The organism is Chryseobacterium caseinilyticum (assembly GCF_014837145.1).
GTDB classification, from domain to species: Bacteria; Bacteroidota; Bacteroidia; order Flavobacteriales; family Weeksellaceae; genus Chryseobacterium; species Chryseobacterium caseinilyticum.
Genome location: NZ_JACYFS010000002.1, coordinates 181647 through 205861, shown reverse-complemented (window position 1 = coordinate 205861; position 24215 = coordinate 181647). Strand labels below are relative to the sequence as shown.

General features: G+C 35.5%; 20 protein-coding genes. 9 read left to right on the top strand and 11 right to left on the bottom strand.

Annotation, left to right across the window (positions count from 1 at the left end):
- The first annotated feature begins 31 nt into the window (after positions 1 to 31).
- From IC610_RS09035 to IC610_RS09025, 3 genes are all read left to right on the top strand, one after another.
- The gene (locus IC610_RS09035) at positions 32 to 487 is read left to right on the top strand and encodes a DUF1801 domain-containing protein (protein ID WP_191736825.1); all 456 of its coding nucleotides are present in this window, start codon (positions 32 to 34) and stop codon (positions 485 to 487) included.
- On the top strand, positions 465 to 1106 hold the full coding sequence (locus tag IC610_RS09030; RefSeq protein ID WP_191736564.1) for a YiiX/YebB-like N1pC/P60 family cysteine hydrolase: 642 nt from the start codon (positions 465 to 467) through the stop codon (positions 1104 to 1106). The genes IC610_RS09035 and IC610_RS09030 overlap by 23 nt, the downstream gene beginning before the upstream one ends.
- Before the next feature lie 296 nt (positions 1107 to 1402).
- Positions 1403 to 1708 carry a cysteine methyltransferase gene (locus tag IC610_RS09025; RefSeq protein WP_056076882.1) on the top strand — a complete coding sequence of 102 codons (306 nt, stop codon included), beginning with the start codon at positions 1403 to 1405 and terminating at the stop codon, positions 1706 to 1708.
- Between the two features lie 106 nt (positions 1709 to 1814).
- Here IC610_RS09025 and IC610_RS09020 read toward each other — a convergent pair whose 3' ends face one another.
- From IC610_RS09020 to prmA, 4 genes are all read right to left on the bottom strand, one after another.
- Positions 1815 to 2315, bottom strand: a complete 501-nt coding sequence (locus IC610_RS09020; protein ID WP_191736563.1) for a hypothetical protein — start codon at positions 2313 to 2315, stop codon at positions 1815 to 1817.
- A 2-nt stretch (positions 2316 to 2317) separates the two neighbouring features.
- Complete coding sequence (locus IC610_RS09015; RefSeq protein WP_191736562.1) at positions 2318 to 2638, bottom strand: hypothetical protein; 321 nt, start codon at positions 2636 to 2638, stop codon at positions 2318 to 2320.
- A gap of 60 nt (positions 2639 to 2698) precedes the next feature.
- Complete coding sequence (locus tag IC610_RS09010; protein ID WP_191736561.1) at positions 2699 to 3538, bottom strand: SH3 domain-containing protein; 840 nt, start codon at positions 3536 to 3538, stop codon at positions 2699 to 2701.
- Between the two features lie 168 nt (positions 3539 to 3706).
- The gene (gene prmA, locus IC610_RS09005; protein WP_191736560.1) at positions 3707 to 4534 is read right to left on the bottom strand and encodes a 50S ribosomal protein L11 methyltransferase; all 828 of its coding nucleotides are present in this window, start codon (positions 4532 to 4534) and stop codon (positions 3707 to 3709) included.
- 461 nt (positions 4535 to 4995) lie between these two features.
- Here prmA and IC610_RS09000 point away from each other — a divergent pair, with 461 nt between their 5' ends.
- On the top strand, positions 4996 to 5514 hold the full coding sequence (locus IC610_RS09000) for a hypothetical protein (protein WP_191736559.1): 519 nt from the start codon (positions 4996 to 4998) through the stop codon (positions 5512 to 5514).
- Between the two features lie 865 nt (positions 5515 to 6379).
- Here the strand turns inward: IC610_RS09000 and IC610_RS08995 are convergent.
- The 6 genes from IC610_RS08995 to IC610_RS08970 all read right to left on the bottom strand — a co-directional run bounded on the left by IC610_RS08995 (position 6380) and on the right by IC610_RS08970 (position 16416).
- A complete protein-coding gene (locus IC610_RS08995; protein ID WP_191736558.1) occupies positions 6380 to 7324 on the bottom strand; it encodes an aldo/keto reductase in 945 nt (314 codons plus the stop codon).
- Between the two features lie 593 nt (positions 7325 to 7917).
- On the bottom strand, positions 7918 to 8631 hold the full coding sequence (locus IC610_RS08990; RefSeq protein WP_191736557.1) for a 3-ketoacyl-ACP reductase: 714 nt from the start codon (positions 8629 to 8631) through the stop codon (positions 7918 to 7920).
- A gap of 655 nt (positions 8632 to 9286) precedes the next feature.
- Positions 9287 to 10870: a calcineurin-like phosphoesterase C-terminal domain-containing protein gene (locus IC610_RS08985; RefSeq protein WP_191736555.1), complete on the bottom strand. Its 1584-nt coding sequence runs from the start codon at positions 10868 to 10870 to the stop codon at positions 9287 to 9289.
- A 31-nt stretch (positions 10871 to 10901) separates the two neighbouring features.
- Positions 10902 to 12353 carry a SusD/RagB family nutrient-binding outer membrane lipoprotein gene (locus tag IC610_RS08980; RefSeq protein ID WP_191736553.1) on the bottom strand — a complete coding sequence of 484 codons (1452 nt, stop codon included), beginning with the start codon at positions 12351 to 12353 and terminating at the stop codon, positions 10902 to 10904.
- Between the two features lie 13 nt (positions 12354 to 12366).
- Complete coding sequence (locus tag IC610_RS08975; RefSeq protein ID WP_191736551.1) at positions 12367 to 15342, bottom strand: SusC/RagA family TonB-linked outer membrane protein; 2976 nt, start codon at positions 15340 to 15342, stop codon at positions 12367 to 12369.
- Positions 15343 to 15675: 333 nt separating this feature from the next.
- A complete protein-coding gene (locus IC610_RS08970) occupies positions 15676 to 16416 on the bottom strand; it encodes a glycerophosphodiester phosphodiesterase family protein (protein ID WP_191736549.1) in 741 nt (246 codons plus the stop codon).
- A 283-nt stretch (positions 16417 to 16699) separates the two neighbouring features.
- Between IC610_RS08970 and ligA the strand changes: the two genes are divergently transcribed.
- The 3 genes from ligA (at position 16700) to IC610_RS08955 (ending at position 21796) form a co-directional block, all read left to right on the top strand.
- Entirely contained in the window at positions 16700 to 18700 is a 2001-nt protein-coding gene (gene ligA, locus IC610_RS08965; RefSeq protein ID WP_191736547.1) for an NAD-dependent DNA ligase LigA, read from the top strand.
- A 27-nt stretch (positions 18701 to 18727) separates the two neighbouring features.
- Complete coding sequence (locus IC610_RS08960) at positions 18728 to 19135, top strand: hypothetical protein (protein WP_191736545.1); 408 nt, start codon at positions 18728 to 18730, stop codon at positions 19133 to 19135.
- A gap of 162 nt (positions 19136 to 19297) precedes the next feature.
- A complete protein-coding gene (locus tag IC610_RS08955; RefSeq protein WP_191736543.1) occupies positions 19298 to 21796 on the top strand; it encodes a DUF7619 domain-containing protein in 2499 nt (832 codons plus the stop codon).
- A gap of 158 nt (positions 21797 to 21954) precedes the next feature.
- Here the strand turns inward: IC610_RS08955 and IC610_RS08950 are convergent, their stop codons facing one another.
- Positions 21955 to 22524 carry a sugar O-acetyltransferase gene (locus IC610_RS08950; protein ID WP_191736541.1) on the bottom strand — a complete coding sequence of 190 codons (570 nt, stop codon included), beginning with the start codon at positions 22522 to 22524 and terminating at the stop codon, positions 21955 to 21957.
- A gap of 78 nt (positions 22525 to 22602) precedes the next feature.
- On the opposite strand from IC610_RS08950, the gene IC610_RS08945 reads away from it, so the two are divergent.
- A complete protein-coding gene (locus IC610_RS08945) occupies positions 22603 to 23247 on the top strand; it encodes an MgtC/SapB family protein (protein WP_191736539.1) in 645 nt (214 codons plus the stop codon).
- 180 nt (positions 23248 to 23427) lie between these two features.
- A complete protein-coding gene (locus IC610_RS08940; RefSeq protein ID WP_191736537.1) occupies positions 23428 to 24015 on the top strand; it encodes a Crp/Fnr family transcriptional regulator in 588 nt (195 codons plus the stop codon).
- Positions 24016 to 24215: the final 200 nt, after the last annotated feature.

Sequence of the window (24215 nt, the reverse complement as noted above, 5' to 3'; positions counted from 1 at the left end):
AAATTTTGTTAATTTGAAAAAAAATATAGCTATGCAAATTCCGGCAGATTCTGTAGAAGAATATTTATCAAATATACCTGAAGAAAGGCAGGAAACGTTCAGAAAATTATACAATACCATCAGAGAAAATCTTCCTAAAGGTTTTGAAGAAACCCACAGTGGCGGAATGATCAACTGGAATGTTCCTTTGGAAACATTTCCTTCGGGATATCACTGCACTCCGGGAAAGCCTCTTCCGTTTTTGTCATTGGCTTCTCAGAAAAATTTCATTGCGCTGTATCACATGGGAATGTACGCCAATCCTGAAATTCTGAACTGGTTTATAGAAGAATTCCCGAAACATTCGAAAAGAAAACTGGATATGGGAAAATCGTGTGTGAGGTTTAAAAATATGAATGAAATTCCTTTTGAACTGATTGGTGAACTGAGTAAAAAAATGAATTTACAAAACTGGATCGAGCTTTATGAGAAAAATCTTCAACGTTAGGCTTTTTGCTTTTTTAATTATTATTTTATCGCTCAGCAGCTGCGCATCAGGTATTAAATCTGATTTAAAAAACGGTGATCTGCTTTTTGTAACGGCAAAAAATTCCGGATTATCGGGAGCTATTAATAATGTCACACAGAAAAAAGAAACCGAAAAATTTGATCATATCGGAATTTTAGAAATTAAAAACGGGCAATATTCTGTTCTTCATGCTTCTCCTCAAAATGGTTCAAATAGACAGAATCTGAATGATTTCATTAACGATCAGAAAAAAGATCAGCAAAATATTGTAGTGTACCGTTTGAAACCTGGTTTTCAGGAAACGATTCCAAATGCGTTGACGATGGCAGATTTGATGTTGGGAAAGCCATATAATTTTAATTATATTTTAGATGAAAACTCTTACTACTGTTCAGATTTTATTGAAAGAGCTTTCAGGGAAAACCAAATTTTTAAACTTGAACCGATGACATTCATCGATCCTAAAACCCGAAAAACGAATGAGTTCTGGCAGGATTTTTACAACAAAAAAAATCTGAAAGTCCCCGAAGGTGAATTGGGCTGTAATCCCAACGGACTCGCCGGTTCAGATAAATTAATCAGAATTAAAGTTCTTTAAAGGTTCTTACAGGGTATAATACTGCGGATTTACTTTCGGCGATTTGCTGATTTTGCAGAAATTCTTTATAATAAATCCGCTAAATCTGTGTAGTCTGCGGGAATAGAAGCAGACTTAGAACATATTCAATACGAAAGAAATCCATCACGGGTTTCTTTTTTTGTTAAAGTTTAGAAATTATTAGTCTACAAATTTGGTGGACTAATATTTTTTTATATTTTTGCTAAGTATTTAAAACAAAATAAAACTTTATGTACAAAGGAATTGAGTCATTCACCTAAAAAAATCACCAAAACATGATTACACGAAATCTGCAGTCTTTATCCCAAAAACCGGGCATCAGCAAAAAAGAAATTGTTCTTGAAGTGGAACTGAACGGGAAAATGAAATTTGATCATCTCCTCAACGTGATCTGCAACCAGATGGGGATGTGTTATAGGGTTTTGAATGCAGATGTGGAATATGTCAACGGCACCGATTTCGGCTCTTTTCAACTTTACCTGAATACGACGACGGAAGAATTTCAGAATCTGGAATATTTCCTCAACAAAAATAAATTACTGAATACCAATGTAGAGTACATCTGCAGAAGATATTCCTAATTGAATTCCATATAATTTGATTGAAGCGCTCGTCATCCATTTGTATGAGCGCTTTTTTTGCTTTTTGATATTGATGAATTGAAAAGTTCAAGTTTTATTAATAAAACTATTCAAATCCCGCACTCCATTGCCAATCATTCAACATAATTTCGGTAATAATAAAATCGTCAGGATATTCGTCGAAGCCAACTTTTTGTTGAAGGAAATTCACAACATCATTTGCTATTTTTTTGTCAGAAAAAACTCCTATTTCTCTCTCATCATCCAAAAATGCATGAATTGTATAAACATGACTTACTTTAAAAACTGTTTTTAAATTCAGCTTCGTAACTACCTGACTATAATCTGGAATAAAATCATCTTGGGGTAAATAATCCCGTCCAATTTCACCAACAACTTCTGTGAAGCCATTTTGCCAGTTAATTTTATTCAGTCCTATTTTTTTCACATGGAAATCGTGAGGATAATCTGAAAATCCTCGAAAAAACAATAACCTTTGCTTTTCTTTTTCGATTTCAGAGAGATCATCAAAATATCCTAAAAACTTACTGTCACGGTGGGTATCGTCTGTATAAATATGTTCGAGAGCGTAAACAAAATAGTCCATAACTAAAACCAAAGATTTACAAAATACTCTGCAAAAAGCTTTAATCCAAGTTCTACTTTTTCATTAATTTCTTCAAACTCCAGATGTTTAAATTTTTCGGGATCAACGTGATATTCAAAAGGAATAATCATTTTACTTAAGATCTCACTCCAATATTTTTCTTTTTCTGCAAAAGATGTTTGGTTAGAAAAATTCTCAACATTTGAAAAATCAGGGATTGAAGGTGCATTTTTACTATCTACTTTTTCTTTAAATTCTTTTAATCTTGGATAAATAAAATCTGAAAGCGTATACTTCAGATCATAAAGTTCTCCTTTTGTCATTATGTTCAAATTAAAAACCACCGTAAATATACAGTGGTTTTCAATTTTATAATAAAAATATTATTTCGCTTTAAAAGAATTTCCGTTCCAAAGATATGTTTTTGACGAACGTTTAAATTTCTCCCGCTCTTTTTCATCTTCTTCCACCTCCTCCATTTTGTAAATGAAAGCATTAGGAATTCCGCCTTTATCGTTAGGGAAAATGAATTCTTCTGTGTGGTAATACACATCTGCATCACCTACAGTCGTCAATTGAGGAAGAGCAACGAGTTTTTCACCTTTTACCAATACATACTGATCGTAGCTGGCTATTCCACAGGCTTCGCCGGAGACTGTCGCTTTTAATGTCAATTCTACATTTTTCAGACGGTGATTGCTCTCTACATTAAAGGTTCCGAAGCTTAAACTTTCGCCTAAACCCGTTTCAAATGAGACCTCATCAACCAAACGATTATCTTTCAACAATTTTACAGATGCGTAATTCTGAGGAAACGAACCGTCATATTCCGGATTTTTTCTGCTCACCGTTTTCGTTAAACCAAAAAGAAAATCATAACCGTTTTTGCTTCTGAAACCAACCGCAAGATTTCCTCCCCAGATAAATCCTTCGTAATTCTGATTGTCTTTCTGATAAGATATTTTGTACCAATTGGCAATTCTTTCACCCAACTTCAGAATATTTTCTTTTTTTTTCAAAATCACGATCTGCTGATTGGTTTTCAGCGAATCTAAGATCTGAGAATTTACATCAGGAGATTGTCTCACTCTCGTGTGATCAGTAAAAATCTTCTGCGTTTTGTTGTCTTCAAAATGAAAAACACCGTTGGCGTAAATCTCATTTTCCTGAGCGAAAAGGATTTTGATAAAACATATAAAAAGTGTGGTGAGGAAAGGTTTCATTTTTTGAGGTTGAGGTTAAGGCAGAGATTGAGAATGGATTATTGCGATAACGCTCGACTGCGCTCAGCGTGACAGTGAGTACCAAAAGGATTTAGGAAGTACTGTCAGGCTGAGTATAGACAAACGGTCTGCGAAACAAGTTTACGAAACTTCTGAAGTTTTGTAAATCTATTTTTCAAGAAGAAGGCTTACCCATTCTTCACGCTGCAGTTTCTTTTGCAATTCCAGATTGTTATCTTTGCAAACTTCAAGAATATCCTCTACATCAAAGAAACAAAGGCCTGACAACAACAGCTTGCCTCCTTCATTCAATACATTAACATAAGTTGGAATGTCTGAAATTAAAATATTTCGGTTGATGTTGGCCAAAATAATATCGTAATTTTCATTTCCTAAATTATTGGCAGTTCCCAGTTCGATATCCAGCTCTACTCCATTTCTTACTGCGTTTTCTTTGGAATTTTCAACTGACCATTCGTCGATATCGATCGCTTTTGTGTCACCGGCACCGATTTGTTTTGCATAGATAGCCAGAACTGAAGTTCCGCAACCCATATCAAGGACTTTTTTGTCTTTAAAATCAATATCCATCATCTGCTGAATCATCAGATGCGTGGTCGGGTGATGACCTGTTCCGAAAGACATTTTTGGCTGAATAATGATCTCGTGCATACCTTCCACAGACTCGTGAAATTCTGCTCTGATCAATACTTTATCATCTATATTGATGGGTTCGAAATTCTTTTCCCACTCTTCATTCCAGTTGATGTTGGGCATTTCCGTGAAAGTATACTCTATTTTCACCTCTTCATTCTGAAATAAAGGAAGTGTTTTTAAATCTTCCTCTTTGAATAAATCTTTCTGAATATAACCTAAAATACCATGAATTTCTTCTGTGAAACTGTCGAAACCAATCTCAATCAGTTCCGCCATTAATATATCTCCCCAGGGTTGAAGTGGTTGTATTTTGAAATCGAATTCTAAATAATTTTGCATGTGAGTAATTTGCTGCAAAAATAAGGAATTTGATTTGAGATTTCAGGTTTGAAATTTGAAATTAGTGTGCGGGGTGCGGGGATCCGAGATTAAGGTTGAGGTTGAAAACATAACCAGCTTGATGAGTGACGATAAATTTTGTCATTTTGTTGTATCTTTTTATGTGCTATCGAGATACACTCGAGATACCCTTTGTATACCTTAAACTATTTTTACAGATTCCTATAGCTGAACGTCATGTGACAAATTGACTGAAGATGTTTTGGTTTTAAAATAGCTTACTGCATAATGCCACGTGAAATATCATAATTATGTTTGTGTAGTGGATTGACATTTTTAAGAAATTCCAAACAGAGTCGGAAGACTTTTCGAAAAAGAACGGTCACGGATTGCAAATCCGCGACATCTATCAAGACAACTTTCTATGCTCGCATCTACTTTAATATGAACAATAAAATATTATGGAAAATAACAATATAGTAACGATAAATTTCATTAAAGAAAGTGAAAATTTATTTCATGAATGGCTATTAAGAAATCCTGATCAAGAAAAAATTGTCGAAGAAGCAATTCGAAAAAGTTGTTTTATAAAAAGAAATAATTCTAATTATATTTTTTATGAAGATCCGATACTTGACTTAATCAAAAATTATAATGTGAATTTTTTTGATATTGGAATGATAAATTTCTACAGTGAAGATCGTATTGAATCCAGTGGTAACTTTACTATTGTAGGTCATGATGGAGCTGGTGACCCGATTGCGATAGATCGTAAATCAAATAAAATCTTTAGTTTAGATGGTGACTATAATGTTGTGGCATTCTGTAGTAATTCATCAGAAGAATTTTTGCAAAATCTTATCAAAATTGGTAAAGCAAATACTGAAGATTGGTCTGAAGAAGATAGGATAAATTTAGCTGAAAGTATGGGAGATAAATCTAGTGAAGGATTTTATCTTGAGGCATTAGGTGTGTTTTAAATAAACATCCGCTGGACGTGACATGACAATTGGCTGAAGATGTTTTGCTTCTAAAATAGCAAATCGCAGGCAATGCCGACTTAAATATTATAGCGATGTTTGTAATAATACGCTGATGTGAAGATTAAAGCATTTAAAACAGTAGTAAGGAGACTTTGCGAAGCGGAACAGTTACGGATTGCAAATCCGCGACATCGGTAGAAATTTTAAAATTTTTTAAGATTTTAAAGTTGCAAGATTGTAACAATGAAAATCACAAATTTATATTTTTAAAATTTTCTGTCAGTAACTTTTGAAAATAACTTATTTTGAACAAATTCACTTTTCACAAGTATAGGAGAAAGTAATATTGCAATAAGAAAAATAATAAAAAAGTCTTCTTTATAGAAGGGATAATGTTCACTTTTTATAAAAGGAATAAACAATATTAAATTTATACATATATTCAGAACAATATTAATTAATAGATTTAAATTTCTATTAATGATTATGTGCAATAAAAAATAAGCAATAAAAACAATTGGAGTTCTATATATATTTAAAATTACTATTAAATTGATTCTATATAAATTATTAATTACTGCAAAAGGGATTAACGAAACTAAAAGAGACATTAATACTTCAAAAATTATTAGGACAGTTATTTTTTTTAAGTGATTTTTTATCATTTTAGTGCATTTTTCTTATTAAAGAATTTTCTAGTCTAACTCTGTGAATATAATTCCCGCTGCGCTAAGTCTCATGACTTTGAGCAACCTCACTTTCATACGATTTTATTAAAATAAAAAAATTATCTAAAGACTTGTCAATTATCACTAAAAACCACAGCAAAAGCCATGGTTTCATTTATTTTAAATTAAAAAATCTACTTCGAAGCTTCATCCAGAATCTGCAGATCTTTACTATCCAGATTTAATTTTGGCGCAGCGAACAAAGTTTCCAGCTGATTTTTACTCGTCGCACTTACGATAGGTGCTGTGATGAGCGGATTAGCCAACAGCCAGGCCAGAGAAACCGTTGCCGGACTGGAATTGTGTTTTGCACTCACCTCATCCAAAGCCTTGAGAACTGCTTTTCCTTTGTCATCAAAATATTTTCTCACGCCTTCACCTCGGGTTGTTTTGGCAAAATCTTCCTCGCTGCGGTATTTTCCTGTGAGAAAACCTGCTGCCAGCGACCAATACGTGAAAACGCTCAGATCAAAATCTTTGACCAGCTGCTCATATTCACTTTCAAATTTTTCTCTTTCTAACAGATTGTAGTGAGGCTGAAGAGCGACGTATTTAGGGAGACCGTTTTTCTCGGCGGCTTCGAAAGATTCTTTCAGTCTTTCCGGAGAAACATTGGAAGCAGCGATGTAGCGTACTTTTCCGGCTTTGATAATCTCATCGTACGCTTCCAGAGTTTCTTCCACCGGCGTTTTGTCGTCGTCAAAATGAGTGTAGTACAAATCGATATGATCGGTCTGAAGGCGCTGCAGAGATTCATCAACCGATTTCAGAATATGTTTTTTGCTGATATCATAGCCATGTTCCTTTGTTTCCGAACCGACTTTCGTGGCGATCACAAGATCGTTTCTATTGTTGCGCTCTTTCATCCATTTTCCGATGATTTCTTCGGACTGTCCGCCCTTTCCGTTGACCCACCACGAATAAGTATCTGCTGTGTCAATAAAATTAAAACCGGCATCAGTAAACTGATCAAGAATGTCAAAAGATTCTTTTTCATTGAGTGTCCATCCGAAGACATTTCCTCCAAAATTGATGGGTGCCACAGAGAGGTCTGTGTTTTTGATTGTTTTTTTCTGCATAATTTTGATTTAGTGTTTGAGTATTTGAGTGTTTGAGTGTTTGAGTGTTTGAGTGTTTGAGTGTTTGAGTGTTTGAGTGTAAAGGTAAGAATGAATGTGATAACACTCAAAAAAAGACCATTGATAAAGGGTTTTGAAGTGATAGATAATAACGTTTACTGCTGAGCTTATGGTTTAAACTGAACAGTGAGGGCAAGGAGTTTTTTACCTGCTGAATGTTTTTAAGTTTCACAGAGCCGTAAACTTGTAGAAGACCACAAAGATTTTTAGAATAATATTTTAATATCGATTTTATGATATAAATTAAAACTCACAGTATTTAGAGCCTGCTTAAATTTCATCAAAACTAATTTCCCCCCGACCCTAAAGGGAGTTAATCTTGATGAAATTTTCAAGGCATTTTTCCACCCTTTAATGTTGGGGAAAAGAACAATGCCTTGAAAATTTGTTTTTTAATCATTTTTAAACAGGCTCTTAATAAAAAATAGCGGACAAACTGCCCGCTATTACTTTATAAACAACTCAAGTCTGAAAATCAAAATTTTAAATTTTAAACATTGAATCTTAAATCTTAAACCTTAAATCTTAAATCCCTACGGATTTGTAGAGAAAATAGAACCGTTGGCGATCAGCGCTCTCCTGTTCATTTTCAAAATATCTCTTACCCATTCTGCGAAGTCTTCCGGCTGAAGAACTTTGTCGGGATTTCCGTCTGTTAAGCCACCTTCGATAGACATGTCAGAAGCGATTGTGCTCGGCGTAAGGGTCACCACACGGATGTTCTGCTTTCTCCATTCTGCCATCATGGATTGAGATAGTGAAACCACTGCCGCCTTGGATGCTGCGTAGGCCGACATATTCGGTCCACCTTTCAAACCTGCTGTTGATGCTACATTGATGATATCGCCCTCTCCTTTTGCTTTCATAAAAGGCTGAACTGCTTTTGCTGCATAATACACTCCGAACAGATTGGTTTTAATGACCTGCTCCCAAACTTCAGAAGACATTTCCTCGATGCTGCCGAAATCTCCGATTCCTGCGTTGTTGATAAGAATATCAACACCTCCCAATTGCTCTGCGATCTGTTCGATTCCTGCTTTCACATGAATTTCATTATCTATACTGAAAACTGCGTACGTTGCATTCACACCCAATTTCTGGATTTCGTCAACAGTCATTTTAAGGTTTTCTTCGTTTCTTCCGGTAATACCTACATTCACGCCTTCACTGGCAAGGATTAAAGCAACCGCTTTCCCAAGACCTCTTCCACCACCTGTAACAATGGCATTTTTTCCTTTTAAATTCATTATCTAATTTTTGAAGGTACAAATTTACAAAACCTAAATTTTAAACACGTGTTTATGTTTTTGATTTAATAAAAATGTGTTATGTTGAAATTCTATCTGATTGTTTTTAACACGATGACCGCAAGAAATTTTAGTTGATTATCTGACATTTTCGATCGCAAGGGCATTTAACTCAGCTAAGTTGGATTTCATGTAAACGTATGGCGGGACAATGTTTTTTTGATTGATTGTTTTTATTTAAAGATAGACAAAGGCGTAAACTTAATTTAGAAATACGAAGATTTAAAAAGTAAATCAATTTGTTAATTCAAAAAGTCTTCGACAAGCTCAGACTGACAACGCTGAAACTTATGTTAGAAATATGAAGATTTAAAAAGTATATCAATTGTTAATTCAAAAAGTCTTCGACAGGCTCAGACTGACAACGCTGATATAATTTTAATTAATACCATATTTGGGTAGATAAAAGCGTAGACTTATTTTCGAAATACAATATTTAAAGTCTATTAATTTTTAATTCAAAAGGTCTTCGACAGGCTCAGACTGACATCGTTGATAAAATTTTTAATTAAATACAGTTTTAATCAAAAACATCAAAACCGGCAACATTTCTGAAGCCGGTTTCAACTGAAGTATAGTAAAAAAATGAAATCGTTTAAGGAATCAGAACAGAATTCTGAACCTCAAATTCTTCCGTTGCGGTAAATTCGTTTCCGTACATATCATGGGCTTTTACCTCAACTTTATGTTTTCCAAGGGTTACTTTATTTCCAAACCCACCTGTCCAGATGTGCTTGGATTGCTCAGGGTTTGAAGGTCTTCTTCCTGCGAAAAGTGTATCTGTAGCATCCCATTTGAAAACCGACTGTGCAAAATTAGGGTCGATGGTTTCGCTGTATTCCATTTCTTCCCATTTTCCACCGTCGATTCTGTATTCTACTTTGTCCCTTCTGCTTCCCATAAAGAAATTTGCCAAAACTTTAGCCGAAGTTTTTGATGGATAAGGAATCACTTTCGGAACGTAGAGCTGAATCTGATAATCTTCGGGTTTCCCTGCCGTTTTGTACTTAACTTTATATTGATTGTCTTTAAAACTGATGAAAGAATAACCCTTTGCAGTTCCGTCTCTCATGGTTGAAGTCGGCAAACCGATCTCGTCTGAAGTACCGGACCACCAGTCGCCACAGGTTGTTCCGACGTTGTATTCGTGCAGATCTTTAGCGCCGGTCCAGCCCTGAGCTTTTCCGTAAAAAATCTGCTGCTGAATGTGCGTGTGAGCCGAAAGCAACAAAGCATTTTTGAATGGTGACAACGCATCAAACAGTTTCTGACGGTCTGCGTTTCTGAAATTATCTTCATTGTTGTGATCTAGAGGAATGTGAAAAGAAACCACAATCAGTTTGTCTTTGTCAACCAGTTTCAGGTCATTTTGAATAAACTGAATCTGATCTTCCCTGAAACCTCCCCAATAGCCTTTTCCATCTCTTGGATCTGGGTACAAAATGTCATCAAGCACGATGAAATGTACATTTCCGTAGTTGAAAGAGTAGTTTGCAGGACCGAAATTGGCTTCAAAAGTTTCGTCGGAAAGCATATCTTCCTTAGCATCATAATTCATATCGTGATTTCCCATCACGTTGTACCAGGGCAGGCCAATTTCTTTCATAATGTCTGCATAAGGCTTCTGAAGACTTAAATCATCGCCCACCAAATCTCCCAGACTGATCCCGAAAACAGCATTTTTCTTGGTTGACTTCACCTCATTCACAATAGCTCTTTTGAAATAATCTAACTGCTTTTCTGTGTAAGGCTGCGGATCCCCGAAAACTAAAATGTCGAAATTTTTGCTTTCATTTTGTTTGAATAAACCAAAATTCAGCTCTTTTGGAAGCGTTCCTGTAGGACCAGTTCCTTTATACTTAAAATCTGCGGGTGAACCTTTTGGTTTGTACTGATAATAATATTGAGGAAGATTATTTTGGTTTAAACCCATCATGTAACCGGACGGTTTAATCACGAAAATGGTTTGTCCTTCTGAAACGGGCAAGCTGTATTTTCCGTTTTTATCCGTTAAAACCACCTGAGCTCCGTTGGATACTGCTACATTTTCAATTCCCTTTTCTTTGTTTTCTTTCTTACTGTTTTTATTGCTGTCTTCAAAGACATATCCTGAAACTGAAGTCTGCGCCAGAGCCATTGATGAAACAAGCAATGACGGTATGATATATTTTAGATTCATTTTAATTTTAATTAAATTTTAGATAGTGAAATTATTTGTTCCACCAGTTGATGGTATTGATATCGTCACCTCCAATCGATTGTGCTGCCGCCTGATAATTTGTTGCGTTTAAAATTCTCGGCTGAGTAGGATACATCAGTCTTTGAGGTAATTTTCCGTCGTTGAGTAAGCCTCCGTTGTTTGGTAAAACAGGGAAACCGGTTCTTCTCTTTTCATACCATTGCTGTTGGTCTACAAAGAAGAGCGCTACATATTTCTGAAGCATAATTCTTTCAAGTGTTCCGTTGTAGGTCACATTGGGATTAGTGAAGTAATTGGCAGGAACCACTCCACCCCACTGTTCTACTGCGGCTTTTACACCGTTTTCATAAAAAGCCTGAGCATTTCCGGAAATAATTCCTTTTTGGGCAAATTCAGCAAGAGTCATCTGAAGCTCAGCATACGGATAAATAAGAATTTTGAGCGGAGCTTTCGCTAAATTCTGATTCATGTTAGACGGCTGATAAGAAAACGATGTTCCTGGAGTATAACCTGCCGGAACACCTTTGTAGCCAATGTTTTGCTGAGTAGCAATATCTTTTGCCTGGGTAAAGAATGTTGCTAAACGGGGATCGTTATTATTTTTAAGTGTTTCCACAAAAAATTCAGCTGCAGCACGCCCTGTAGTGAAATCCTGAGGTCTTGCAATCGGTGGCAATAACGGAGCTACTCCTGTAATATCCAATCCTGCAGTGTCTGCATTGCCGGTCATTAATGGATAAACTGTCGGATTATTTACAATCTCCTGAATTTTACCGTGTACATCAATTTCCCCGTTTCTTTTCAAAATTCGACCCAGCAATCTTAATGATAAGGAGTTACAGAATTTTTTCCATTTTACAACTCCGGCTGTTGAAGTACTTGCCCCGAAAATTAGATCTGCATCTGAAAGCGTTTGCGTTGTTACAAATAAAGAGTTGGCTGTCTTTAAATCTTCCAAAAGCTTGATATAGATATCTTTCTGTTTATCGAATTTAGGCTGGGTAATACCTTCATCAACTCTTGAAGCTTCACTGAAAGGGATATCTCCAAAAGTATCTGTAAGATTGGCATACATCCATGTATTGAGTACCAATGCGATGGCCTGATAATTTTTATCACCCTGTTTAACGGCGAAGTCGTACATATCTTTGTTCTGCTTCAGCCATTTGTAAGAAGCATTCCAGTAAGAATTCCCTGTAGATTCTGTGATATAATATCTACTGAGGGTATTTCCTTCATTGGGAAAATCTACCACATCCTGCATGATATCAAAAGTGAAACCATTGGCTCTTGTATACGCATTTACAGACATATTGTACTGGATAGGCATCAAAAGACTACCTGCTGTTGGGGTATTGATTTTGCTTGTATCTGTATTGATTTCTTCGAAAGTTCTGTCGCAAGAAGTAAGCATCACTGCTGCAATAAGAACGGTACAGAATTTAGAAACTTTATTTTTCATTATTTTTCTTTTTTTAAAATTTAGCATTCAATTGTAAACCGATGGTTCTTGCTGTTGGCAACTGCCCGACTTCAACTCCCGGTGTGATAGAAGAATCATTCAGGGTGGCCGCTTCAGGATCGAAAAGAGGGAAATCTTTCGTCCACATCAAAAGATTTCTTCCGTAGAGAGAGATGCTCAGGTTAGACATTTTAAGAGATTTAACCAAATCCTGAGGGAAATCGTAGGTAATTGTAGCTTCTCTAAGTTTGATATAACTGGCATCGAAAGTATTGGTTTCTATGTTGGCTCTTCTGTAGTAATCTCCGTAATAGGTATGAAGCGCGACCGCCTTGGTGTTGGTTGAAAAACTGCCGTCAGCATTCTGCACGACCCCAACTCCAACGAAGGTTCCGTTCGGATTGTCACGTCCTTCCAGAGTGTGCACCAATTTACCCTGCTCAGACATCTTGTGATGAGACTGGGAATAAACCATTCCGCCGTACTGACCGTCGATACTTAATGAAAGTGAGATGTTTTTATATTTAAATGTATTCTGTAAACCTCCTCTCCATCTGGCGTAAGCATTTCCTACGAATTCAGCTTTTGTCGATTTAGCTGTCAAACCATCTGAGCCATAAATCACCTGACCGTCTGGTGATCTCTGTAATTTTGCGCCGTACATATCTCCCAATGATCCTCCAACAACTGCATTGAAGAACACAACACCTCCAACGGATGACATTACGTAAGGTTCACCGTTAAATTCTGCAGGTAACGAAAGAATTTTGTTTCTGTTCATAGACCAGTTGGCACTAACGTTCCATGAGAAGTTTTGGTTTTTTACAGGATATGCTCCAAGCGTCATCTCTATACCTCTGTTTCTTATTTCTCCGGCGTTGATAATTCTTGTTGAATAACCGGTTTCAATTAAAGTGGGAACAGGAATAATCTGGTCACTTGTATTGTTTTGGTAAAGCGTAATTCCGTACGTAAGTCTGTTTTTAAGGAAACTAAAATCCATCCCTGCTTCAATGTTGGTATTCATCTCAGGTTTAAGATTTGGATTAAAATAAATTGAGGCAACCTCAGCAGAATTATTAAAATCGCTGGTATTATATGTCTGTAGTAAGCTGTAAGGATCTGTATCACTTCCCACCATTGACCATGAAGCTCTCAGTTTCCAAAAGTTGAATTTGCTTGATTTTAAATTGAAAATATCTGAAAGTATAAAAGATGTAGCCGCCGAAGGATAAAAATAAGATCTGTTTTCTTTCGGAAGAGCACTTGACCAGTCATTCCTTGCAGTGATATCAAAAAACCACACATTATCGTAATTTAATGATGCCAATCCGTACAAACTGTTCATTTCCTTGTCTCTTGGCTGCGGAACTCTTGTAAGTAAAGAAATACCATTGGTAAGCTCATAAAGACCAGGAATTTTTAATCCTGTCGCCCGGTAGTCATTCAAAACATAGTTATTAAATCTAAGATTTCCACCTGCTGAAGCATTAAAACCAAATTTTCCAAAATTATTTTTATAATTGAATAATACGTCAGTATTGTATTCGGCATTTTTGATATGCTGCTCTCGGTAGTACCCCTGAAGATAATTGGCAGAGCTGTAAGGTCTTTTGGTTGTTCTCAATTCGTCGGTAAGCTCAAGTCCTGAACGCAGCATTACATCAAAATTCTTCGTAAACTTATAGTTTGCAGTAACATTTCCGGTAATGAACTTTTTTTCTAAACCGTTCAGCATTTCGTAAGCAATCAAATAAGGATTGTCGATAAACGAGCTGAAAGGATGTATCTGATCAATCTGATCCTGACCGTTTTTCCAGATAGGTTTGTACCATTCTAAATCCACATTCGGATTCTGGAAAATCATAAAGTAAGAAATCGACTGGTTGTTGTATCCTGTCGCCGGAAGATTATCACTTTTGGTATTGTTGTAAGAAAACTTAGTGACAATATGCAGCTTATCATTCGCATGATGATCTATTGATAAAGCTCCGTTGAATCTGTCAAAACCCGTATTGGGCATCATCCAGTTGTTTTTTGTATAATTTAATGATGCTCTGAGTGCTGTTTTTTCTGTAGAACTTTCAAGTGACAAATTATTAGCATAGGTTGTTCCTACACCCCAAAAGTCTTTGATATTGTTTCGGTAAGGTTTCCATTCCTGCCGTTGTAAGCTTTGCCCCTGTACCGTTGGATCATATTGAAAATACGACTGTCCGTTGAACTTCGGTCCAAAAGCACTGCTCGTAGAACCTGTATTAACTCCATCGGGAGAAGCTCCAAAAGAGTAATAGTATTGTCCTGCTGTATTTTTCTGCAAAGTTCCCTGCCCGTATTCGTACTGATAATCCGGCCAGTGCAAAACAGACTCAAAACTGGTATTGGAATTAAAGGTTACTAATACTTTTCCGTTTTTAGACTTTCCTGATTTTGTGGTGATCATAATGGCACCATGCATTCCGCGCGCACCATACAATGCACCAGCTGTAGCCCCTTTCAAAACCGTTACAGATTCGATATCTTCAGGATTAATGCTGTTAAAATTATTTCCGAAATCCACAGGAAGATCTCCACCTGTTCCTGCTCCGTAAGCCGCGTTACCTGTTCCTGTATTTGTACCTCCCAGCGGAACTCCGTCTACAACAATCAATGCTTCATTTTTATCCATGTTCATTGATGCGCTTCCACGTAGCGTAATTTTTGCAGACCCCAAAGGTCCGGCGCCGGCAGTCTGAATCTTCAAACCAGCCACTTTACCTTCCAACGCCTGCGCCCAGTTGTTGTTTTGAGTTTTCGTAAATTCTTCCCCATCTACTTTCTCCGCAACATAACCGAGAGATTTATCCTGTCTTTTAATTCCCAAAGCTGTTACTACAACTTCTTCTATAGATTTTACACTGTCTTTTTTTGCATTTTCCTGAGCCGCTACATTGATGCTGATCAGTCCTAAGAGTGATAACATTACAACTTTCTGAGTAGTTTTACGCATATCCAATTTTTGTTTGCGCAAAATTAGAAAGCTATGATGAGCATAAGTTTAATAACGTTTTAACATATTTTAAAGGATTTTTGAACACCATATTAATTTATGATTAACGGAAACAGACAAAGTTTTAAGAGACAGCAGTTTAGAAAAATGAATATTCTTTAATGCAAATTATTGCCTTATTTGCCCTATTTTTATTGTCTTTTCCCGAGAAAATAAAAGATACCACACACGTACCTCAAAGTATTTAAGATTGATTTTTTTTAAGTATTTCAGACAAAAAAAATCTGCCCTTTATAAGGCAGAGTGGTATTAAATTTAAATAGTCCTTTATTTTTACTTTAGTTTATCAGGGATATTGGTCGTTACGAAATCTATCCCCTGCTCCTTCAGATCTTCGAAAATAATAAGTTCGTTTACCGTCCATGAATTGGTAATTAAACCTAAAGCTTTCGCCTCGGAAATCCATGTTGGATTTTTCTGGAAAACGCTGTAGTGATAATCCAGTCCGTCTAAGCCATGTTCTTTGATCTGTTGTGGCGATAGTTCTCCGTTCAGATACTGAACTTTAAATTCCGGAGCCAGTTTTTTAATCTGCCTGCAAATATTTAAACTGAATGAAATATATTCGCACTGATGCTCAAGTTTCATTTCACGGATCATTCTGATGGTTTTTTCCACCATTTCATTTTCGAGTTCTGGTGTTTTGGCAGGTTTAATTTCTACAATTAATTTCAAAGATCCATCCAGCTTTCCTGCTCTCAGATAATCTTTCAGTGTCGGGTATTTTTCACCATTCGAAAGTTTAACTTTTGAAAGTTCTTTAAAATCAGTTTCAGAAATTTCCATTTTACCGTGATGCTCGTCGTGGTTGATGACCAAAATGCCATCTTTAGACATTCTCACATCGAATTCGGAACCGTAAATCTTCAAACCCTGTGCATTCTGCAAAGCTTTAATTGAATTTTCTGTGGTAGGCGGATTGGTTTGGAAGTAACCTCTGTGGGCAATAATTCTGGTCTGTGCGCTCATAAAAACTGTCGTTAAAACTGCGAACCCTAAGATAAACTTTTTCATATGTAGATACTACTTTTTTTTAAAGGTTTTATGTTATCGCCCTATCTTCATCGATTGTTTGCGACAAAAATGTTCTCGTGGCGATTTCATAATTTAAATAATCTTCGTCATAAAAAATTTCAGCTCTCGATTTTTACTGAATTCTATGATACAATATGCAAATTTAAAAAGACATTATCAACTGAGCTTTAAAAAGCTTTAAACATTTATTGAATTTAATCTTAATTTTAATCCGTAAAATATCCTCAAGACTTATTATTTTTGTCGGAAATAAACTCAGGTCATGTCCGAAAACATTCAGCAAAAGATAGAACAGCTCCGCAAAGAACTCAACCAGCATAATGAAAACTATTATCTGATGGATGAGCCCAGCATTTCTGACCTTGAATTTGATTTATTATTAAAAGAACTTCAGGATCTGGAGGCCAAACATCCCGAATTTCACGATGACAATTCTCCGACTGTGCGTGTTGGTGGCGGTGTGACCAAGATTTTCCCGACCGTTCAGCATCAGTTCAGAATGTATTCTTTGGATAATTCTTACGATTATGATGACCTGGCAGACTGGGAAAAACGCATCATTAAAACCATTGATGAAACCGTAGAATTTGTAGCTGAATTAAAATACGACGGCGCTTCAATTTCAATTCTGTATGAAAACGGAAAATTGGTTCAGGCAGTCACACGTGGCGATGGTTTTCAAGGCGACGAAATTACTTCGAATGTGAAAACCATTTCAGATATTCCGGTAAAACTGACCGGAGATTTTCCTGAACGTTTTTTTATGCGTGGAGAAATTTATTTAACAAGAAAAAACTTCGATAAAATCAACAAACAGCGTGAAGAAGAAGGCCTTGACCTTTTTATGAACCCAAGAAATACAGCAAGCGGAAGTCTGAAAATGCAGGATAGTGGTGAAGTTAGAAAACGCAGACTGTCTTCGGTTTTGTACCAGTTTGTTTCGCAGGAAGTTCCGGCGGAAACCCATTGGGAACTGCTTCATCAAGCTCACGACTGGGGATTCACAATTTCAGAACAGGCAAAACTCTGTAAAAATTTAGATGAAATAAAAGAGTTCATCAACTTCTGGGATACGGAAAGACATAATCTGCCATTTGAAATTGACGGAATTGTTTTGAAAGTCAACTCATTAAAACAGCAGAGACAGCTTGGTTACACAGCAAAATCTCCACGTTGGGCGATGGCCTATAAATTTAAAGCTGAAAAAGTTGAAACCGAGCTAGAAAAAGTAACGTATCAGGTCGGCAGAACCGGAGCGATTACGCCTGTTGCCAATTTAAAACCCGTTTTATTGGCCGGAACAACCGTAAAGCGCGCATCTCTTCACAACGAAGATATTATTAAAAAACTCGGTTTGCACGAGCACGATTTCGTTTACGTGGAAAAAGGTGGTGAAATTATTCCCAAAATCGTCGGAGTCAACGAAGAGAAAAGAACTTCTGACAGCAAAGAAATCGAGTACATCAAAAACTGTCCGGAATGCGGAACTGAACTGATAAAACTGGAAGACCAGGCGATTCATTTTTGCCCGAATGATTTGCACTGTCCGCCTCAGGTTGTAGGAAGAATGATTCATTATGTTTCGAGGAAAGCTTTGAATATTGACAATTTGGGAAGTGAGACCATCGAGCAGTTATACAAAGAAAGACTGATTGAAAATCCTGCAGATTTTTATGCTTTAACGAAAGAACAGATTCTGCCTCTGGAAAGAATGGCTGAAAAATCGGCTCAGAATATCATTGACGGAATCGAAAAATCTAAAGAAATTCCTTTTGAAAAAGTATTGTTTGGAATCGGCATCAAACACGTTGGTGAAACGGTTGCCAAGAAATTGGTTAAGAATTTCAACACGATTGACGATTTGAAAAAAGCGACTGCAGAAGAACTCTGTCAGGTGGAAGATATCGGGATGAAAATCGCGGTGAGCATCGTTGATTTTTTCAATAATCCTGAAAACATTTTGATGTTGGAACGGTTAAAATCTTACGGGGTTCAGCTGGAAAAAGGCGAAAATACAAATGAAGTTTTATCCAACGCTTTAGAAGGAAAAACTTTTCTCTTTACCGGAAAATTATCATTATTTACCAGAGAATCTGCGGAAGAAATGGTAGAAAAACACGGCGGAAAGAATATTTCTGCGGTTTCTAAAAATCTGAATTATCTGGTTGTTGGTGAAAAAGCGGGAAGCAAACTGAAGAAAGCGCAGGACATCGGGACGATCGAGATTCTGGATGAGCAGCAGTTTTTGGATTTGATTGGATAGTACTCTAATTGTATAAAATAAGATGAAATGAATGTTAAAAAATTAAAAATAGCTTCTATTTTATACGGAACGATTTTACATTTCGCATTCTTCTTTATATTAACCCTATTTTTTGCAAGTGGTCATAAAGTTACAGTTGGAATAGAATACTATTTGACGTTTATTTATATCGTTTTCAATTCTTTTCTTTTGAGGAGATTTAGAAAAAATCAACATGAGAAATTCAATTTAATTTTCACCTATTTACTTTTATCAGCCCTTGTTTTCAATGCTTGCGTAACTCTTTATTTTTCGCTTACCATCATTGGTGACGATATGGAAGGAAGCTTTAATTTTTTTCTAAGTTTGATAAGTATTGCATTTTTAATCTTGTCAATGATTCTAGTTAAGGAAATTATTAATAGATTAAAAAAATTCAAAACAGAAAATATTTAGAATAAAATGTCGAAGAATAAAGGTCTAAATTATCAGTTAGACTGTAATTAACTGGATAAATACATGCTATTTAATAATTTAACATAATATATCATTGAGATTTAATCTTAATAATATATTTTTGTTTTTCACACTGTAAAGAATTTAAAATTTACCATTTATATGAAAAAAAACTACTTCCTGATTTTATTATTGCTGTTTTCTATATTTCAGGCGCAAATTGTGAATATTCCTGATGCTGCTTTTAAAAATTTTTTGTTAACAGCAAATTTTAGTAATGGTTATGCGAAGAATCAATTTGGAATTAATATCGCTATAGATACAAATAACGATGGTCAAATACAACAAAGCGAAGCTAATAATGTAGTAAAACTATCTGATCTTAACTATGCAAACAGAGCAAACATACAATCTGTAGAAGGTATCAAAAGTCTTACTAATTTATCAGAATTATATCTATTTGGTACTTCCGTTTCGACTGTTGACCTAAGTACTATGACAAATCTGGTTGCATTAACAGTAAATTATAACTCGCAATTAACCTCTCTAAATATTGCAGGTTGCACATCTTTAACAACTATAGCATCAGAGCATAATAATATTATAAATTATGACTTTCAAAGCAGTTCATTAAAAAATATTACGATTGACAATCAAAATTCGCCTCAACCAGTCAATAGTCTTAATGTTGTTAATTGTCCTAATCTTGAAAAATTATTTATCACTAAAACCAATATACAATCTTTTAACTTAAGCAATATGAGTGCTTTAGAATATCTCAAAATTGCACTTAGTCCATTAACAAATAATATTAATTTAACAGGTTGTACAGATTTATATAATTTAGAAATCAATACATGTGCATCACTTACAAATCTTCAACTGAATAATTTACAAAGTCTGGTAGGAATATCTCTTTCTCATACTCCACTTTCTTCATTATCAATAAATAATTGTACAAACATAGAATCATTTGTTGTAAATAATTGCAGTCTAACATCTTTAAATCTTTCAAATTTTCCACACCTAAGATTGTTTGGGACAACTAATAATAACTTCACAGCTCTAGATCTAAGTCTTAATCCACTATTAGAGAATATATCGATCTATGACAATCCACTTCTAAAAAACATTAATCTGAAAAGCGGAGGAACTGTTTTGAATGTAACCTCTTGGTTTCATATTAATAACAATAACCCGAATCTTAAATATATTTGCTGTGATAATGATGATTTCACAGCTATCAGCAATTATTTATCTTCATATTCGCTCAACAATATTGTATTAAATTCTTATTGCTCTTTCACGCCGGGTGGTACTTTTTATAAAGTGGTGGGAAATACAAAATATGATGTAAATAATAATGGCTGTGATATCAATGATGTTATCAAACCTTTCCAGAAATTTTCGATAACCAGCGGATCAACTTCGGGAAATATGATTGCAGATGCTTCCGGAAATTACTCTATCCCTGTGCTTTCGGGTACTCATACTATTACACCAATTTCAGAGAATCCAACTTATTGGACAATATCTCCAAGTGTTATAACTGCCAATTTTCCTACACAAACAAGTCCTTTAACTCAGAATTTCTGTCTCGCTCCCAATGGAAATCATAATGATCTGGAAGTCGTTATTATCCCGACAACTATAGCTTCTCCAGGTTTTAATGCAAAATATAAAATCATTTATAAAAACAAAGGAACAACTACACAATCAGGAACATTGGTATATAATTTTGATGATAATCTGATGAATTTTCTTAGCTCTACACTAGCTCCAGCTTCGCAATCAACAGGAATTTTAAACTGGAATTTCGCCAATCTTCTTCCATTTGAGAGTAGAGAAATCACATTGACATTTGTACTCAATGCTCCGACACAAACACCACCTTTATCGGGAGGAAATATTTTAAGTTACTCTTCTCAAATCAATGGTGCTGTCGACGAAACCCCTTTAGACAATACATTTACGCTAAACCAAACTGTTGTTAATTCTTTTGATCCGAATGACAAAACATGTTTGGAAGGAGCTACCATTACTCAGGCTAAAGTTGGTGATTACGTTCATTATTTAATCAGATTTGAGAATACCGGAACGGCAAATGCACAAAATATTGTAGTAAAAGACGTGATCGACACATCAAAATTTGACATCAATACATTACAGGCATTGAATGGAAGTCACAGCTTTGTAACAAGAATTACAAATCCAAATACGGTAGAATTTATTTTTGAAAACATTCAACTGCCCTTCGCTGATGCAACGAATGACGGCTATGTAGCCTTTAAAATCAAAACAAAATCTACTTTAACAGCCGGACAAAGTTTTAATAACACAGCAAATATTTATTTTGATTATAATTATCCGATTATTACAAATACATATACAACGACTGTTGAAAGCATGTTGGGAACATCCGAAAGCATTAAAAATGATTTAGAATTAGTTATTTACCCAAATCCGGTAAAAGACATTTTATATTTTAAATCTAAAGAAAAAATAGTGAAAGCTGAAACTTTTGATTCTTCAGGAAGAATTCTAAAATCCCAAAGTCTTAACAGTGATTCAATCAATGTTTCCGAACTGTCAAAAGGAAATTATATGATTAAACTTTACACAAAGGACAGGTTTATCACTAATAAATTTCTAAAAAATTAGTCTCTAAAATTTATATAAAATAAGACTGTCATAGATGGCAGTCTTATTTTTTATATTGAAAAGTGATTATCTTCATTAAAAGACCAGTCGTGAATAGTACAAAATCATTTAAATATGATAAAAGTATCTCATGACTAAAAAAAATGCTAACTACAGAATTATAAATCCCTAATTTCACGAATTACTTTACACGGATTTCCCACTGCCAAAACATTGGCAGGAATATCTTTTGTCACCACGCTTCCCGCTCCTATCACCGTATTGTCACCAATCGTAACGCCGGGAAGAATGCTGCAGCCAGCACCAATCCACACATTGTTTCCGACGGTGATTGGGTAGGCATATTCCAGAGCTTTATTGCGTTCTAGCACATCGAAAGGGTGACCAGCCGTGTAAAAACCGCAGTTCGGAGCTATAAAAACGTTGTCTCCGAAAGTGACTTTTGCACAGTCTATAATCACGACGTTGACGTTGGTGTAGAAATTCTCGCCAATCTCAATATTGTAACCGTAATCGCAGTAGAAAGGTTGTTCTACATGAAAGTTATCTGCAGTTCTTCCGAATAGGTTTTTAATTAATGCTTTTCTTTCTTCAATTTTTGATGGCCGAAGTTGATTGTATTCAAAACATAGATCTTTGCAGAGATTTCTCTCCTGCACTAAAAGTTCGTCTGTAGCATCATACATTTCTCCGCTCAGCATTTTTTCTTTTTCGTTCAGATTATTCATTGTTTTCTATATTATGAAAGGCAAAGTTAGGGCGTTTTAAAAAATATTTATTGTAAATTTATGTAAACAAATTTCAAAATGGATTTCCTGAAAGACCACTCCATCCAAAACGAACTCGTGCTGATTTTCATTTCGGTGTTTCTCGGCCTCTGCATCGGTGCAGAAAGGGAATACAGGAATAAATCTGCGGGTTTGCGAACCTTTATTCTGGTCTGTTTTGGTTCGTGTCTGTTCACTATTCTTTCCATAAAAATCGGTATTAAGGATCCGGACCGGCTTGCCGCCAACATCATTACAGGGATCGGATTTTTGGGTGCCGGCGTTATTTTTAAAGGTGATAATAAAATTGACGGCATCACAACCGCTACAACAATCTGGGCAACAGCTTCAGTGGGAATGGCGATGGGTGCCGGCTATGTTTACCTTTCGCTGTTGGGAACTGTTTTGATTTTACTGATCTTAAGTTCGCTCAGTTATTTTCAGAATTTCATAGACCGGAATCACAAACTCCGTGAGTATAAAATTATGGTTTTAAAAAAAGAGGATCTCAATTATTGTGAAAATTTATTTAAAAAATACAATCTTAAATTCACTGTCGTAAAACAGGCTTTTTCAAGGGAGAACACCACCACAAGCTGGTTGCTGACAGGTAAAAGTAAAAACCACGAAATGCTGATTAAGCAAATGATGCATGACGAAAAAATAAATTCTTTTCAGTTCTAAATCAGATTAATTTTTCTGTTCAAATTATTCTGACCTTTTTCTAAGTTAGATTTTGAAGATTAAACAAAAAACGGCTGTGAAAAATTTCAACTGAAATTTAAAAAGTAACGAATATTTTTGCAAATTTAAATCAGAAGAATTATTTTTGCGTCACTAATATCCCTTATTTATCAGCCTTTCATGGAAAAATTGCTCAGTATTTACAGGACTATCGACGGTTTGTCTCATGAAGAAGCTCAATATCATGTGAGTAAATTTAAAAAAATCATTTATCCAAAGAAAAAGCTGATTTTAAAGGAGGGTACGACTGAAGATTATCTATATTTTATTGATTCCGGCATCATCAGGTTTTTCGTTAATAAAACCCATCCTACAGAACCTTCAAGGCAAATTACGTTCTCCTTCATTGCCGAAAATATGTTTGGAAGTGCTTACGATTCTTTTATTACCCGATCTCCATGTTCCTACAACGTAGAGACAGTGCAGGAAACAACGGTTTACAGAATTCATTTTGATGATTTGCAGGAACTGTACGCAAGATCTCCTGTGGGAAACTATATGGGAAGAATTTCAGCTGAACATCTTTACGTGAGAAAAACCCAGCGCGAAATTTCTTTATTGGTAAACAGTGCGGAAGAGCGGTATTTAAATTTAGTCAAAACCTACCCGAATTTTATTTCAGATATTCCGTTAAAGCATATCGCTTCTTATATCGGCATTACTCCGCAGGCGCTAAGCCGTATCAGAAAGCGGATTGCGTTAACTTAGGTTCATTTTATTTTACTTAAATATTTCATTATTTTGTGACGTCTAAAATATGATGAAAAGTGTGGAAGCTAAACTTTGAGACTGTTCCCAACGTTGAAGTATTTTGTAATTTTTATGGTCTAAAAACACACAGACAATGCAAAAACCCTTTGGAATAAAATTCGGAAGGGTTTTTCTTTTTCAGGAAAATTTTAAATGCG

What these genes read in the sequence shown, in the direction of transcription:
- IC610_RS08950 (WP_191736541.1), bottom strand. Translation starts at nt 22,524, where the DNA reads ATGAATAATCTGAACGAAAAAGAAAAAATGCTGAGCGGAGAAATGTAT.
- IC610_RS08995 (WP_191736558.1), bottom strand. Translation starts at nt 7,324, where the DNA reads ATGCAGAAAAAAACAATCAAAAACACAGACCTCTCTGTGGCACCCATC.
- IC610_RS09030 (WP_191736564.1), top strand. Translation starts at nt 465, where the DNA reads ATGAGAAAAATCTTCAACGTTAGGCTTTTTGCTTTTTTAATTATTATT.
- IC610_RS08970 (WP_191736549.1), bottom strand. Translation starts at nt 16,416, where the DNA reads ATGAAAAAGTTTATCTTAGGGTTCGCAGTTTTAACGACAGTTTTTATG.
- IC610_RS08980 (WP_191736553.1), bottom strand. Translation starts at nt 12,353, where the DNA reads ATGAAAAATAAAGTTTCTAAATTCTGTACCGTTCTTATTGCAGCAGTG.
- IC610_RS09000 (WP_191736559.1), top strand. Translation starts at nt 4,996, where the DNA reads ATGGAAAATAACAATATAGTAACGATAAATTTCATTAAAGAAAGTGAA.
- IC610_RS09035 (WP_191736825.1), top strand. Translation starts at nt 32, where the DNA reads ATGCAAATTCCGGCAGATTCTGTAGAAGAATATTTATCAAATATACCT.
- IC610_RS08990 (WP_191736557.1), bottom strand. Translation starts at nt 8,631, where the DNA reads ATGAATTTAAAAGGAAAAAATGCCATTGTTACAGGTGGTGGAAGAGGT.
- IC610_RS08960 (WP_191736545.1), top strand. Translation starts at nt 18,728, where the DNA reads ATGAATGTTAAAAAATTAAAAATAGCTTCTATTTTATACGGAACGATT.
- IC610_RS09020 (WP_191736563.1), bottom strand. Translation starts at nt 2,315, where the DNA reads ATGGACTATTTTGTTTACGCTCTCGAACATATTTATACAGACGATACC.
- IC610_RS08945 (WP_191736539.1), top strand. Translation starts at nt 22,603, where the DNA reads ATGGATTTCCTGAAAGACCACTCCATCCAAAACGAACTCGTGCTGATT.
- IC610_RS09025 (WP_056076882.1), top strand. Translation starts at nt 1,403, where the DNA reads ATGATTACACGAAATCTGCAGTCTTTATCCCAAAAACCGGGCATCAGC.
- IC610_RS09010 (WP_191736561.1), bottom strand. Translation starts at nt 3,538, where the DNA reads ATGAAACCTTTCCTCACCACACTTTTTATATGTTTTATCAAAATCCTT.
- IC610_RS08955 (WP_191736543.1), top strand. Translation starts at nt 19,298, where the DNA reads ATGAAAAAAAACTACTTCCTGATTTTATTATTGCTGTTTTCTATATTT.
- prmA (WP_191736560.1), bottom strand. Translation starts at nt 4,534, where the DNA reads ATGCAAAATTATTTAGAATTCGATTTCAAAATACAACCACTTCAACCC.
- IC610_RS08975 (WP_191736551.1), bottom strand. Translation starts at nt 15,342, where the DNA reads ATGCGTAAAACTACTCAGAAAGTTGTAATGTTATCACTCTTAGGACTG.
- IC610_RS08940 (WP_191736537.1), top strand. Translation starts at nt 23,428, where the DNA reads ATGGAAAAATTGCTCAGTATTTACAGGACTATCGACGGTTTGTCTCAT.
- IC610_RS08985 (WP_191736555.1), bottom strand. Translation starts at nt 10,870, where the DNA reads ATGAATCTAAAATATATCATACCGTCATTGCTTGTTTCATCAATGGCT.
- ligA (WP_191736547.1), top strand. Translation starts at nt 16,700, where the DNA reads ATGTCCGAAAACATTCAGCAAAAGATAGAACAGCTCCGCAAAGAACTC.
- IC610_RS09015 (WP_191736562.1), bottom strand. Translation starts at nt 2,638, where the DNA reads ATGACAAAAGGAGAACTTTATGATCTGAAGTATACGCTTTCAGATTTT.